Origin of the sequence: Bacillus sp. JJ1562 (assembly GCF_036962705.1) — a bacterium.
In the GTDB taxonomy this organism is placed as follows: Bacteria; Bacillota; Bacilli; order Bacillales; family Bacillaceae_L; genus Ferdinandcohnia.
Genome location: NZ_JBALOQ010000027.1, coordinates 1 through 14,423 on the forward strand (window position 1 = coordinate 1; position 14,423 = coordinate 14,423).

Here is a 14,423-nt window from a genome sequence, read left to right on the forward strand (position 1 = left end):
AAACTATTAGCTGGTTTAGCTTAAGTACAATATTTCACAAAGTCCAAAAACAAGTTTACCTTTAGATATTGTTTTTATGCTCCTTTTTTAGCTTTAAGTCTGTTAAAATTATGATATTTTATAATTGCGATTAATTTCTTCCGATTGTTGTTTTCTTTTTATGGTAGTGGCGGCAGTCTGCACGACCATCATCATTACATTAATTACAATTAGCCCGACTATTGCTGTTGAGAAGCTATTCGTCGCATCGTGAATCCAGCCAAGAATAAGGGGGCCAGTTGCCCCTATCACATAGCCCGCTGATTGAGTCATGGCCGACCAAGCAGCCGCCTCCTGCGGATTGTCGGTAGCGTCCAAAGGCAGTAGTAGATTGAGAGAAAACAATCCGCCGGCGCCCACACCAATAAAGATCGTGGCAACCCACGGTTCAATGGAGTACGCAAGCATAACAAGCCCGACGAGTTCCAATAGCGCTGCAACCATTAGCCAAAAGCGACGGGAAGGGAATTTACGAAGCAAGATCGGCAAAACAAGGCTTATCGGAATCTGAACAACGACGAAAATCGTAAGAGCACTTGCAGCGTAGGACTTACTATAGCCCATCCCTTGAATAATCTGTGGCAACCAAGCTGTGATTGAATAGAATAGCATAGCCATCAAACCGAACGTCAGTGTAAGTAGCCAGGCTTTCTTATTTGTCCATGGCATACTCGTCTTCGTGCCGGTTGAAGCGGGATGATCTTGCGGTCTAATTTGCCGCATAACGAACAACCACCATAACAGCACTGCGACGAATGCGATTACCGCCCATATCCCGAGCGCGCTCTGCCAAGAGTTCATACTATTCTGCATCGGCACAATCAAGCTCGAGCTTAGTGCTGCTCCCAGAGTAAGCGCAACCGTGTATATCGCAATCATCGAAGGCACATGCTTCGGAAAGTGGCGCTTAATAAATCCGGGAAGTAGCGGTCCTACAAATGCAATTCCTATACCCGCGATAAAAGCGGTAATAAGCAAAAATGAGCCCGAATTCGTGAAAAACCTAAGAACAGTACCGACTCCGATAACAAACAGCGACCATCCCAATACCCGCTCAATACCCCATTTTCCGCTGAACTTTACGGCTACAGGAGCGAAGAGCCCCATACAAAGAACAGGAATCGAGGTCAGTAAACTCGCAACGGAGGCGTTCATTCCTAAGCTCGTTCTAATCGTTTCGAGCAATGGTGCGATTGAGTTAATTGCCGGACGCAAGTTCAATGAGGCAATAAATAATGCTATTATCATTAGAATATATTTTTTTTTCATAAAAATTTCAAACTCTCCTTCAGGATCTTAGGATCTTATTATAAATTTCAAACCAATACTAAAAAGCCCAACTTCACCGTAAATTAATAAGAAATTGGGCTATTTCATTACTTCATTAAAGCGCACTATTCTAGAATATTAACTTTTTAATTTATTTGTTTTTTATTTCTTGTCTTACTAGTGGCATTACTTTAGTAGCTAATAATTCAATTGCACTAGCAATTTGGGAGATTGGCTGACAAATATCAAGCTGCATAATAAAGCGATCATGACCAAATAATTCGCGCTGATAAAGAATTTTTTCAACGATTTCTTCAGGACCTCCAACAGCAAGTGCATCGTTTTTAGAAACAGCTGCTGCCACTTGATCTTTAGGAATATTTCTTCTCATCATCGTTCTAATATAATTAGAATAATATGGGTAAAATTCATTAACAGCTTGTTCTGCAGTCTTGCCAATATAGCCATGGCTTGTGATTGCAATTTTTAAATCCTCTTCTGCGTGTCCTGCCGAAATCCCAGCTTGACGATAGGCTTCTACTAAAGGTTTTACATAAAAAGGATTACCTCCTAAAATAGCGAGTGCCATTCCAAACCCAGCCTGCCCAGCCCGAACTGCACTTGCAGGGGTACCTCCTACTCCTCTCCAAACAGGAATCTTATCTTGTTTTGGTCTAGGTGCAATCTCGCTATTATTTAATGGCGAACGATACTTCCCTTGCCATGTAACACGTTCATGATTATTTAATTCTTGTAACAATTGTAATTTCTCTTCAAAAAGTTCATGATAATCATCCAAGTCATAGCCAAAAAGAGGGAACGATTCAATAAATGCTCCTCTACCAGCTATGATTTCAGCACGCCCTCCTGAGATTAAATCTACCGTCGAAAAGTCTTCAAACACTCTTACAGGGTCTGCTGTACCTAATACGGTTGTAGCGCTGGCTAGTCGAATATTTTTCGTTGCTTGTGCAATCGCTGCTAATACAACAGGAGTTGCTGAAACCGCAAAATCCAAACGATGATGTTCCCCTAAGCCAAAGATATCCACTCCTGCTTCATCGGCTAGCTTCGCTGTCTCGATTATATTTTGAATGCGTTCTTCCGCTGAAATCATTTTTCCAGTAATAGGATCTGGAATTATTTCTCCAAAAGTATAGATACCAAATTCAAACTTCTCTTGATTTGTCTTGCTCATAAGGCAATCCCCTTTCAGTCATATAATTAAACTTTCTTAATGCAAAATTGAAGTACACTGTAGAATTTCTTTATTAGATATTATTCTGGTATATTGTGAATTAATTTTCATTAAAAACCGTATTCTTCTTCTTTTACTTTCCAGATATTGGTATAGGTTTCAGTTAAAACAACCGTATCTTCTACTAACCGTTGAATTCGGAAAATAGTATCATCATTAACGATTTCCTTTCGATAAAAATCTTTCTCTTCTATAAAAACATACGTCTGAACAACTTGTGCCTTCAAATAGGACAATATTGGTTTTAGTTGTTGTTCTACTACCAAATAATGCTTTGATGATCCTGCTGTTACAAGCATACTGACAACCTTATCACGAAATGCTTTTTCAGGAAGTAAGTCAAATATATTCTTTAATGTAGCCGGTATGGATGCTTGAAAAATAGGTGTTCCAATAATAATTGCATCTGCATCCATAATCGTTTCTGCCACATATTTTGTATCGCCTTCATATTCTCGGTAGTCACGACCGTCACTAAACTGAACAACATAATCAGCTAAATCAATTAATGTCACTTCAATATCAGCATATTGCTCTGTAAGTTCTTTTACCGTATATTCCATAGCGGTTCTCGTTTTTGATCCTACCTTTGAACCGGATAATCCTACAATTTTCATTTTTTATTCCTCCTTGCTTTTAGCGTCTTCATACACTTTTACTGGCTCAAGTTTACTTAATACCGCAGCAGCACTAATTAGTTTAGTTTAATTGGTTACTCCAACTAGCGTTGCCATTATATTTTGTGGAGAAGAAGAGACAAAAAGTTGTTGATGGCTTTCGCCTATTCCAAAAATATCCAACCTTGCATCCTCAGCAACTTTCGCTATTTCGACCATATTTTTAGTTCGCTGATATTCAGTAATTGGTTTTTCATTTTCTTTTGTTAACAAATAATCTCCTAATGTATATCGTCCAAGTTCCATACCCGTACTTTTATTTTTTTAACTCTCCCATAGAAACGCCCTTCCAAATATCTATTAACAATGCTATTATAATCAGTAAAGAAATAATAAAGAAGTACGCACTTAAAAGTGGTATAGTATACAAAAAGATACTAAAGGGGTAATTAGAATGAATATAGAACCAAAATTTTGTCGTGTTGAAGATGCTTTAGGCATATTAGTCGGGAAATGGAAACCAATTATCTTATTGCATTTATTGAAGAACGGTACTCAAAGGTTTAGTGAATTGAAACGAAGAATGCCAGGAATCACGCAAAAAATGTTGACTAATCAATTACGTGAGTTAGAAAACGAGGATATTATTCAGCGTGTTGTCTATCCACAGGTTCCTCCTAAAGTGGAATATTCGATTACTGAATACGGCAGGAGCTTGGAACCAATCTTACACGCAATGCATGAATGGGGAACAAAGCATACATTTCATAAAAAACAAAAAATGAATGAATGGGCGAGTAAATAAAAAGCTGCATCTATTGGCAGCTTTTTTTTATTAAATATCCAGATTTATTAAAAGGTGTTGCTCAATTTTATGGCCCGATTGTTGAACACAAGTTAAACATCGATCTTCAACTGCACAACTGCTATTTAGTTGAAGAAGAAAAACTTATTTATGACAGCTCTGATTGAGAAACCCAATTGATACATAAAAGCAAAAAAATATCGCTCTTTTATGTGTCATCGTTTTGATTCAGCACTAGAACCTCCGTGTAAAAGTACCTCAATTAATAATAGAACAGGGCTTTTTTCTTAAAAATTCGTGACAATTGTCTATACACAAAAACCTACTAGGCATATGTTAGTCATGATCACATAACGAAAGTAGATATTTTAGTGGATCCACGTTTGGCACAACTTCTTCAAAAGACCAGTCTGTACGGAACTTTGGCAAAGTTTTATGAACATATTGATCCAGAAAAACACATTTATTTTTATAAAAAACATTTAAAGTATGAAATGCAATTGGTTCAACTTTACTGGTCTTTACACCCTACATTTTGAATCAACCTTATGGAAGAGAAGACTATTCAGTTTGATGATTCGAAATCATTTCATAGTTAGGGGAGCCAGTTGGCTCCTTTCCTTATGAATACTTTTATTCAACCTCAGATAAGAAATCCTTATGTTAAATATTTATCATTTGACCTAAATAAAAAGCCACCATTATGGCAGCCTGATCTTAAAGTATAGCACCTTTTAGTTGAAGAATGATTGAAGATTAAATCCATAATACATATTATTTGTCTTGTAGTAAATATTAAATTTATCACCAATGATAAGGAAAATTATATGAATGATAAGTTAGAAGCTATTCTGTGGAGAATAGCTCTACCAGACTTTGCTCAATTATTAAACAGAAAAATGGTAAAAGGTATAGTTTTAATTTTTTTGGAGTTCCTCGTTAATGTTAATAGTCATTTTAATATGGTGATTTTGTATAGCTTTCAAGGAAATATTAAAGAAGCAATCGAAGTAACAAATTACCAATGGCTAATGTTCTATCCCTGTCTATATATGTTTGCTTTGTGGGATGCATTTAAGGATGCTTGAAGGAGAAACTTCTCCTTATTCCTATCTTCCTTTTGTATTTTGGGCTTTTTTTGTAACAATTGGGCTTATGTACTCTCCTTCACTAAAATTAGGACAAATATTATTTGGCCCTGTGTTTCTTCCAATTTTATCTTTAATACCAGGCTTATTGGTTGGAAATTTTATAAAGTGTATATTAGTCCGAATTAAGGTTCAATGAAAGTGGTTATTATTTGAGGAAATAAAAAATGGAGGCAAATATTATGACTCAAAAACAGGCTTTAAGTTCAAGTGAATTAGGAACGTTGTGGATGACCTATCAGGAAAAAACAATGATACAAAGAATGCTTGAATATTTTATAGAACAAGCAGATGACAAACGAGCTAAAGAGATTATGCAAGATACTCATATGAAAATTATTAACTATCTAGAAGATATAAAAAGCATCTTCAAAAATGAAGGTGCTGTCATTCCTGTTGGATACACGGAACAAGATGTGAATATTGGCGTGCCTAAGCTGTATGACAACATGTTTGATATTATGTTTCTTCGACTGCTCCAAGAAATAAGCATGGGATTACATACTCTCCATATAAATATGGCATATCGTAAAGATATCGTACTTCTCTATAAGGAATTAACTGCATTTACTCAAAGTGTTTACGATGAATGCGTGGACTATTTACAAGAAAAAGATGTTTTAACACGTCCTCCTGCAGTAACTATGCCAAAGTCTGTGGAGTTTGTAGAGGGAACCAATTATATGAGTGGTTTTAACTTATTTTCAGAAAAACGAGCATTAAATACAGTAGAAGTATCACATTTATATCACTCAATTGAATCAAATATTATTGGTATGCAATTAATAACCGGGTTCGCACAAGTGGCCAATGAACCTGAAGTAAAAAAATACTTCATAAAAGGAAAAGAATTGGCGAAAAAAATTGTAACTGATAATACGCAATTATTTCTTCAAAGTGATATTCAACCACCTTCAACATGGGGGGCAAATGCAACAGACTCCAAGGTAGCTCCTTTTTCAGATAAACTAATGATGTACTGTACCAGCCTTTTTTGTAGCTTTGGTTTAGGAAGCAGTGCATTAGGGACAGCATTTAGTTTACGAAGTGACCTCCCATTAAAAATGATTAGTGAAGCAAAAGACATATTAACTTATGGGTCGGAGGGTGGAAAACTCATGGCTAAAAATGGTTGGCTTGAAGAGCCTCCACAAATGCAGGATAGGAATCAATTAACTAAATAATCAAGTAGAGATTTTCTGAACTAATACAAGTCCTCCTGAATAGTAAGGGGTTCTTGTATTATTTCACTTTGAAATAATATCAATATAAGATAGAGGTTTCTCTATATTTAACTAATCTAAATCCCTGCTTTTTCTACCATTGAAGAAGATGTTATTCCAAAATGCTTGAACTTTGCAGGTTAGGATAATTAGAGAACACACTCTAATTAAGGCACTTTATTACAAGAAGCGACTATCCTTATTGGACAATCGGAGATACTGTATAGACAACACCATTCAGCTATTGCTACCCGTTATTAATACGGAAGGGTATTATAGAAACCATTCACCTTGAGCAATTTTTACTACTTTGCCGCCTACATTAACGTTAATTTTCCCGTTATTCTCATTTGCTTTTAAAAATAATAATGAAGGTCTTTTAATTTCATATCCCTGTTCTACTCTAATGTTAATTTCACTTCTATTGAGATATTGGTATTTAACTAGGTAAGCGGCTAAACACCCATTCGAACTACCTGTAGCTGCATCTTCGGGAATACCATAGTAATCTGCAAAGTCTCGAACATTTAGATCATTTTCCGATTTATATACTTCTTGAGAAAAAACCAGAATAGCTTTTGCATCCGTTTTTTCAATTAACTTAAAATATTTTTCTCTATTAATGTTTACTTTCTTGACAGCCTCTAACGATTTTATGGGGACAACAATGACTGGAAGTCCAGTCGAAACCTCCTGGATAGGAAACCTATCGTCTACGTATTTGCTATCTATGTTTAAAACATCAGAAACTATTTCCTTATCAAAAATTTGACCAAAGGTAGGTACATTTTGTTTCATCCATAGAACTTCTTCCTGATTATCAAATGAAACTGGTATCTGCCCTGCTTTATAATTTAGAATAAGTTGTTGAGAGGGTTCCTCTAATACTTCGTTTTGAATGATAAAGGCAGTTCCTAAAGTAGGATGGCCGGCAAAAGGAACCTCTTCATTCGGTGTAAAAATACGCACATCAAAACCACCGTCATTTTTTAAATCAGACGTGATAAAAGTAGTTTCCGAATAATTAATTTCTTTGGCTATTTGCTGCATTTCGCAATCAGAAAGATGTCTAGCATTTTTAAAAACTGCAAGTGGATTCCCTGTATATTTTCCTTCTGAAAATACATCCACAATGGAATAATTGATTTTCACGATAGTCGCCCCTGTATAATTTTTTTGTATTAACCCCAAGTAGAATAAAGTTCCTTATTTATCAATATTTGCAGCTTTATCCTTATCATCAAAAACAGATTCTAGTACGGCAAACACTAACGCAATCAAAATCTCCGTCACTAAGGAAAGTGTTATACTTTTCATAAATTCATCCACTATAAAAAGGACTAGAAATTTCGACATGCCTTCAAAACTAATTCGAATCAAAAACAACTTTACTTTTCCTGTTATATTTCGGACTGACAGATTGAAGATTGCATTGAAGAACAATTCTACAATGACGCCAAGAATAAAAAAACTGACAACAAAAATAACCAGTGACCAACTAGATGTATATTGAACGCCAAGCAGTTCAAAAACCCCTGCCATTCCAAAAAAGTAAAACCCAAATAGAAAGCCGACCACCCCAATAATGAGAAGTCCTATTCCGACAACTGTTCCTATTCTTTCTTTAATATTCATATCACGAAATGAATCATTTTTTTGTTCTGTCATAGGTCTGTTTCAACTTCTTCCGGTATTCTAGTATTATTAGATCAATAATTCAATACTAACATAATATTCCAAACGTAATATTAATATTTTGTTAAGAGAAAAGACGACCATATTACTGGTCGTCTAATTTCTCTAGCACTACCTATTAGTTTTAGTAAATTATTTCCCTACTTAATCATACCATTTAAAATTTAGATAAATTTCTTTCCATATAGGAACTGCTAATGTTATAAAATACTGTAATGATGAGAGCATTTATACTTGGATAACCAACGTAAACTGCTAGATTCATATGTTCGACTAGACTAAACTCTCCCCATTCGAGCCATAAACGCCACCCCATTCCAAGGCTACTTAATAGCATAGAAATTATAAAAACGAACCATTTCCTATCTTTAAATAGACCTACAAATACATTTGATGCCACAAAATACATCAATAATGTAAAAATCATAAAAAACAGATTGAACCCCTTCAATCCAGGAATCACGAATGCAAATGAAATTCCAGAGTAAAATAGAATAATGATAACAGCGAATATCAAAAAAATATTAGGTGATTTCCCTACTAGTTTATAGAGCTGTTGTTCAAACATGTTCAACAATTTCCTTTAAAAAAATCTCCCCATCACAATTCATTAAATCTTTGTAGTTCATTAGGAACAAATCCCTCCAAATATTGTAAAAGTTGTACTATCCTGCCCGTCTGAGCTTAATAATTTCAACAAAAATAAGCGACAATCCTTCCTGAATTATCGTAGAAAACCCGTTCCCGTTAATAAAACACTTTCCTTATTTGGACTTTATTATTTTTATGGTTCTTTTGATTATTAAGAATAGGTAGATTCCCAATGCATAGCTTGCAGCACCTATCATATAAGTAATTGCCTGTTTGGTTGGATCAATTAACGTTTCTCCTCCATGAGCGATATTATAGGATTCAATATCTAAGTGTGACCACCAGATTGCTACCAAAGATACAGTTACCAATAACAAAGCAAAGATAGCCTTTTTATGTACCGTGGTAAAAATAAAACTATTCTTTAAGGCGACAGATAAGCTCTTATTTGAATATTTCTTAAAGTTTCTATCCATTTCTCTTGTTAATGGTGTTAAAAAGTAAATCATTAAACCACCTAAAACTAGGGCTAGAACCAACATTTCTGAAAGCTCCTTTCTAAATAGATAAACCAATAATACCAATATTGGAATATAATACTCCCCACTAAATTTGACGAAATTCCTTAAAAGTAGGTTTCTTGTTGAACTTAATTACACCGTTACTTAAATAAGTAAGAACAGTACCGTTCTTCCAGTAATGCGCAGGATCGTTGAAGAAGAAAAGTAAAGTTTATTAAACTATCGCGCCCTCTTATTTAGGATTGCTTCGTAAGCACCCACATTTTTGTTACATCTTGATAACCCAATTTTAGATATAGAGGATGCCCCATTTGACTAGAAGCGAGCACACTCTTGGTGGCGCCTTCATTTTGGGCATCAATAAGCATTTTTCGGCAAAGTGCTTTGGCCATTCCTTTTCCTCTATGAATTTTCGAAGTAAATACATCGCTCAAAAAACATACCGTTTCATCTAACAGTAAATAACGTCCATATGTTGTAGGATGCCCGTTCACCTCACCAACATAAAAATGCAGATTTGGATCTTCTAATATTCTTAGCTCGATAACATCCCTTTCGAAAAAATGATTGATACGTCGAGCCTCCTCCTCTGTTTTGACCCGTTTGATGATCTTGTTATCTATTTCAATAGACCAGCTATCCAGATTTAACATCATAAGAAACTCTGTATTTTTGATGATATATCCCTCCGCATCATAACTATTCGGTTTTTCATCAGAAAACACTGTTAGCCAATAGTCTTCTTTCATGTCTTGTTTATTTATGATTTCGATAACGTGAGTAGGATTGGAATTATAAACGAAGAACTCATCAGTTCTGCCATCAACATTTGTACCAAGAGCAAGATGTTTTATAGAATCGTAATCATATAATTGGGTCCTAGGTTGGCGACTACAGTAAAACTCACCTTGAATAAAAAAATCAATTGCTCTTTTTAGTTCCGTTTTTTTCTCCATAAAAAGTCCTCCAATTCACATATTTCAACAATATAGCCCGATTACTGAGAACAGAAAAATTGATAAGAACTCCAAAAATTGATCTTCATTATTGTACTATTGCACCTGTTATTGAAATATCAAAAACCCCCAACATATTGAAAAATTAACTGATATAATGCTATGCTAAGCCCTAAAATACTCGCTTTCATTTTGGATGGATGGTTTCTCTTGCTACGAATCAAGTAAAGGAAAACTACTATAAATCCCAAGGGAATCCATAGTTCAAAGACACCTTCTTTTGTGCTGTGAGAATAAATTGGAGCAATGTAAGTGCTTATCAGAAAGTAAAAGAAAACCGTAAAACGTCGTGTTTCTAATTGCTTGCTCCACCTTACTAAAATAATGATAATTATTATTGCGATAATCGTAATATGTAAGGGTGGTAGAACAATAGCACTGTCCCCAAACTTGAATTCCATTCTGTATTGCCCTCCCTTTTTATAGTATTTGACCGTTTTGGAAAGAATTAGAGTGTTTTTTATTTAAAATCAAATCTTCCTCCTTAAATGTCATTTATTCATATCCCTTCTTTCACTAACCATGGTTCAATAGTTGAAGAAGCAATAGCCATTGGTAAATATCGCTCTCGTTTATTAAACATAGATAGTATTATCCTACGTGTTCGTGTATTTTTTGAATAACTTCTTTATAAAAAGAAACTGGGTGTGGAACGAATTTATCCCTGCTTACATTTTCTTTAATTATTTGCTTTTTTCCATCATCATTTATTTCAAATCCACTGATTTCGATTTCATCTTTTTCACCAAACCAAAGTTGAGAAAAATCAATAAATTTAGCTTTCACTATCCCTGAAACCTCTTCCACTTGAAGAGTGAAGTCATCCAAGATATTTTCGCTCTTATATAAAAAAACGTTCGCTTGTTCTTTATCAACAAAATCTTCTTGCACCACAGAATAATCAAGCACACCTAACTTTATTAACTCCTCAAAAGCTACATCTATCCCAATTTCTTCATTAATTTCTCTTACTCCATCCTCAACTGTTTCAGCAGCTAATAAATGTCCAGCCGCAGTAATATCTAATAGATTAGGATAGTCTTTTTTATTATTACTACGAAGCTGTAAATAGATATAATCTATTCCCTGTTCATTACTGATAAACCAACAATAAAACACTTCATGCCAGTATCCAATCCGATGTACATCGCTCCGAGAAGCTATACCTATTAGATTCTTATTATCATCAAATATCTTTATTTTTTCTTGCTCTTCCATACATTTTCCTCCTAGTCACTTAAAAAATTGTCTCGTCTTTTCAGTGTATAATCCTGATCCTTTGTACAAATAGAAAAAGCTGCCTTCAATTGCAGCTAGAATGTCTATTAAAGTACTCTTTGGTTTATTATTCTATATCCATAACAATTTCAAGACCTGTTGGCTTTTCCCTAAAGGGGTCACTGTACTCTCTAAATATTAATTCCAGCTTTGAAATATCGTCAGGTAACGGCGGAGAAACAATGAAGTTGTATGTATAATGACCTGTTGACCCACCTGCACCTTCCAACCTACAATCATAATCTTCCCCTACAAACAATTCAAACGTATTATGGTGATGATGATTTAGGTCCGGTGGTAAGTCCTTTGTTCCATCCCAATCGATATAAAGTTTTATTACACTAGCATTCTCATACTGTCGAATAACAGTTACAGTATATATACGTTCACCTTTTTCAATCGTTTTTAAAACCGATAGGTATTTTCTAAATCCAGTCGGTTCAATCCTAGGTTTAAACAGGTCGTCAATTCTCATTGATCCAAATAAAGATTTTAAGTAATCCTCATACAGATCGTACTTTAAAGCCCATTCAGAAATAACATGATCAGGTGGAAAACCTGGGTTATTGTTCGAAATCTCCTTACGTTTTTTTAACAAAGAGCATATTTGCTCATCAATATCGATTAACTGTTCATTGTAATAATCAGTCGGTGGTTCAAATGGCATTCTCTTCATTTCAACTCCCTCCTCAACCATTAATCATTTTACCAAATTATGGGGTGAGTGGACAGGTACATCGTCCCACTATCGTCGAGAAATAATTTTATTGAGCCCTTTAAATGCTGAGATACTAACAATCTTCCAAATCCAGCTATACAATATCGAGAAAGCAAATGTTCCTAAAATAACCATACTATTAAAATGAGATGTTACCGATGGTCCCAGTATTGGAAATTTTAATACGTATAATAATAAACTAATACCTAGCGTCAAAGATAAAGCTGCAAATAGAATAATAAATAGGCTTTTCTTTAAATATTTAAGACCAATACCTAAGCTGAGTCCTAATAATCCTGTAGTAAAGATGAATACCAACAGCTCACTTGGCTGGAGTATTGCTAATAGAAATCCGGTTACGAAATAAGTCATCACACCTATTCTGAGTGACATTAGGCTAGCAAGCACAAGAGGACCCGTGCTCATCATACTTAGGATATAACCAATACCAGTAAATACCCCAGCAGATTGAAAAATAACCGCTATTGATCCTAATAAAGCACCAACTACAATTCGCATTGTCTTTGAATAACTATCAATCGGTGGGATTACCTCATCCCCCCGAACACAAGAAGTTACTTTTTTGAATAATGTCCTCATTAGACACCCCCATTATAGGTAAATGCAATGAGAATGAAGTTTATGTTAGAAATTGTTCAAGATCAGCTGCCTTTTTTCTAGACACTTTCCTAATATTGAATCCGCATCCACTCTTGGTACTATTAGAGCCCTACTACTCATATTCTGATAAGAGAAAACAATGAGAAGGGGTGTAAAGATTGTTGAGAAAAATTAAGGTTAGTTTACGTCCCATTTTAAATCGAATCAATTTACCCACTGTTTTAAAAACAACTATTCTTCCAGGTGAATCCATTGAAAGATTATTTATTGCAACCCAGGTCGGAGAAATCTTTTACATAGGAAACGGTGATGTTAGGACTTTTTTAGATATTCGCCCACGGATCATAAAACAAGGTGCTAATGGTGGAGGATATGATGAGAGGGGATTGCTAGGACTAGCATTTCATCCCCAATTTTATTATAACGGTTTGTTTTATCTTCATTATTCAGTAGCTGGTACACAAGGTCCAGGTGCTCTTCCTGTTTCAGAAGCTGCAAAACAAGGTCGAGAGGCTCTTCCTGAATTTTTTAAGCCTAACCCCTGTGATCCCAATACTTTAAACCTAAGGTGGACAAATAGAGATACCCAATATGATCATATTGATACAGTTGAAGAATGGATTTTACAATCAAATGGTCAACCTCAAAAACGACGGACATTATTAAACTTAAGAAGACCATTTTTTAATCATAATGGTGTTAATAGCTTAAACTTTTCACCTGAAACTGGAAAACTTGTTTTAACAACCGGAGATGGTGGATCAGGCTATGATCCATTTAATTTGAGCCAGGACGAGATGGAAATCGCGGGTAAAATCATTGAAATAGATGTAAGTAAAAATACATCAATCTCAAACCCACCCGTAGTCACACGTTTTAATGAACTTCCCGTACCTATTCAGGAAACACTTACGGTAATTGCCAAAGGGGTTCGCAATATACCGGGGATTTCATTTCAAAAGTATTATAATCAGTATATTAAATATGTAGGATTTGTCGGACAGGATTTAGTAGAGTCGATTTTTTCATTCATTCACTATAAACCAATACCAGTTTCTCAGCTTGTGGGACACAGGGAAACCAACCAAGAAGGTTTTGTTAACTTTGGTTGGCGAGGGTGGGAAGGAGCGTTTCCTACTTCGACTTTAAATAGCTGCTCTGAAAATCCGAATTTGGCTGAAATTGTGAATGCTTATTACAATGAAGCGATTCAAACCTCAGTGAAGCGGATTCCGCCGTTAACTAGTTATTTCCACAAGGATCCCCGCCCCGACAAATTTTCAGGAACTGCACTTACAGGTGTCCAGCCATATATGGGGAAAGAAATCCCTGCTTTAACGGGAAGTGTGGTGTTTATTGACCTTGCCCGGAAGGATGAAACTCAAACTCCGGTTAGAGGGGCTTTGGCCTATACAAGGGTTAGGCCAGATTGTAAACTAAGTGATTTCAGTGTGATTGAAACCGACTATAATTTTGGGAATCAACCAGCTTATTATATGAGTCTGGGTACGAACCTTGACCAAACAAGATTATATTTAGGGACTTATGGCTCTATGAAAGTAACTGATTTAAACCAAGGTACTATATTTGAAATTGTTCCATGATTCTTATGAAATTAACAAAG

Annotated in this window: 15 protein-coding genes and 1 pseudogene; 4 read left to right on the plus strand and 12 right to left on the minus strand. The window is 35.3% G+C overall.

Annotated features, from left to right (window positions below; genetic code table 11):
• Positions 1 to 108: 108 nt before the first annotated feature.
• The 4 genes from V7097_RS17335 to V7097_RS17350 all read right to left on the minus strand — a co-directional run bounded on the left by V7097_RS17335 (position 109) and on the right by V7097_RS17350 (position 3,456).
• Positions 109 to 1,308 carry an MFS transporter gene (locus V7097_RS17335; RefSeq protein ID WP_335704893.1) on the minus strand — a complete coding sequence of 400 codons (1,200 nt, stop codon included), beginning with the start codon at positions 1,306 to 1,308 and terminating at the stop codon, positions 109 to 111.
• A gap of 151 nt (positions 1,309 to 1,459) precedes the next feature.
• Positions 1,460 to 2,506 (minus strand): LLM class flavin-dependent oxidoreductase, encoded by a 1,047-nt coding sequence (locus V7097_RS17340; RefSeq protein ID WP_335704894.1) that lies wholly within the window; start codon positions 2,504 to 2,506, stop codon positions 1,460 to 1,462.
• Between the two features lie 110 nt (positions 2,507 to 2,616).
• Complete coding sequence (locus tag V7097_RS17345) at positions 2,617 to 3,183, minus strand: NADPH-dependent FMN reductase (RefSeq protein ID WP_335704895.1); 567 nt, start codon at positions 3,181 to 3,183, stop codon at positions 2,617 to 2,619.
• Between the two features lie 87 nt (positions 3,184 to 3,270).
• On the minus strand, positions 3,271 to 3,456 hold the full coding sequence (locus V7097_RS17350; protein ID WP_335704896.1) for a hypothetical protein: 186 nt from the start codon (positions 3,454 to 3,456) through the stop codon (positions 3,271 to 3,273).
• A 181-nt stretch (positions 3,457 to 3,637) separates the two neighbouring features.
• Here V7097_RS17350 and V7097_RS17355 point away from each other — a divergent pair, with 181 nt between their 5' ends.
• The 3 genes and pseudogenes from V7097_RS17355 to V7097_RS17365 all read left to right on the plus strand — a co-directional run bounded on the left by V7097_RS17355 (position 3,638) and on the right by V7097_RS17365 (position 6,320).
• Positions 3,638 to 3,988: a winged helix-turn-helix transcriptional regulator gene (locus V7097_RS17355; protein WP_335704897.1), complete on the plus strand. Its 351-nt coding sequence runs from the start codon at positions 3,638 to 3,640 to the stop codon at positions 3,986 to 3,988.
• Positions 3,989 to 4,815: 827 nt separating this feature from the next.
• Positions 4,816 to 5,275, plus strand: a pseudogene (locus tag V7097_RS17360) (hypothetical protein).
• Between the two features lie 43 nt (positions 5,276 to 5,318).
• Positions 5,319 to 6,320 (plus strand): DUF3231 family protein, encoded by a 1,002-nt coding sequence (locus V7097_RS17365; RefSeq protein WP_335704898.1) that lies wholly within the window; start codon positions 5,319 to 5,321, stop codon positions 6,318 to 6,320.
• Between the two features lie 312 nt (positions 6,321 to 6,632).
• On the opposite strand, the gene V7097_RS17370 is transcribed toward V7097_RS17365, so the two are convergent.
• The 8 genes from V7097_RS17370 to V7097_RS17405 form a co-directional block, all read right to left on the minus strand.
• Positions 6,633 to 7,514, minus strand: a complete 882-nt coding sequence (locus V7097_RS17370) for a PhzF family phenazine biosynthesis protein (protein ID WP_335705017.1) — start codon at positions 7,512 to 7,514, stop codon at positions 6,633 to 6,635.
• A gap of 51 nt (positions 7,515 to 7,565) precedes the next feature.
• A complete protein-coding gene (locus tag V7097_RS17375; protein ID WP_335704899.1) occupies positions 7,566 to 8,027 on the minus strand; it encodes a YrvL family regulatory protein in 462 nt (153 codons plus the stop codon).
• Between the two features lie 184 nt (positions 8,028 to 8,211).
• A complete protein-coding gene (locus V7097_RS17380) occupies positions 8,212 to 8,622 on the minus strand; it encodes an ABC transporter permease (RefSeq protein WP_335704900.1) in 411 nt (136 codons plus the stop codon).
• A gap of 196 nt (positions 8,623 to 8,818) precedes the next feature.
• Positions 8,819 to 9,187, minus strand: coding sequence for a hypothetical protein (locus V7097_RS17385; RefSeq protein WP_335704901.1), 369 nt, complete (start codon positions 9,185 to 9,187; stop codon positions 8,819 to 8,821).
• A 215-nt stretch (positions 9,188 to 9,402) separates the two neighbouring features.
• Positions 9,403 to 10,122: a GNAT family N-acetyltransferase gene (locus V7097_RS17390; protein WP_335704902.1), complete on the minus strand. Its 720-nt coding sequence runs from the start codon at positions 10,120 to 10,122 to the stop codon at positions 9,403 to 9,405.
• Positions 10,123 to 10,773: 651 nt separating this feature from the next.
• Positions 10,774 to 11,400, minus strand: coding sequence for an NUDIX hydrolase (locus tag V7097_RS17395; protein ID WP_335704903.1), 627 nt, complete (start codon positions 11,398 to 11,400; stop codon positions 10,774 to 10,776).
• Positions 11,401 to 11,527: 127 nt separating this feature from the next.
• The gene (locus V7097_RS17400; RefSeq protein ID WP_335704904.1) at positions 11,528 to 12,136 is read right to left on the minus strand and encodes a hypothetical protein; all 609 of its coding nucleotides are present in this window, start codon (positions 12,134 to 12,136) and stop codon (positions 11,528 to 11,530) included.
• Positions 12,137 to 12,205: 69 nt separating this feature from the next.
• On the minus strand, positions 12,206 to 12,778 hold the full coding sequence (locus V7097_RS17405; RefSeq protein WP_335704905.1) for a hypothetical protein: 573 nt from the start codon (positions 12,776 to 12,778) through the stop codon (positions 12,206 to 12,208).
• A gap of 182 nt (positions 12,779 to 12,960) precedes the next feature.
• Here V7097_RS17405 and V7097_RS17410 point away from each other — a divergent pair, with 182 nt between their 5' ends.
• On the plus strand, positions 12,961 to 14,403 hold the full coding sequence (locus V7097_RS17410; RefSeq protein WP_335705018.1) for a PQQ-dependent sugar dehydrogenase: 1,443 nt from the start codon (positions 12,961 to 12,963) through the stop codon (positions 14,401 to 14,403).
• The last annotated feature ends 20 nt before the right edge of the window (positions 14,404 to 14,423 follow it).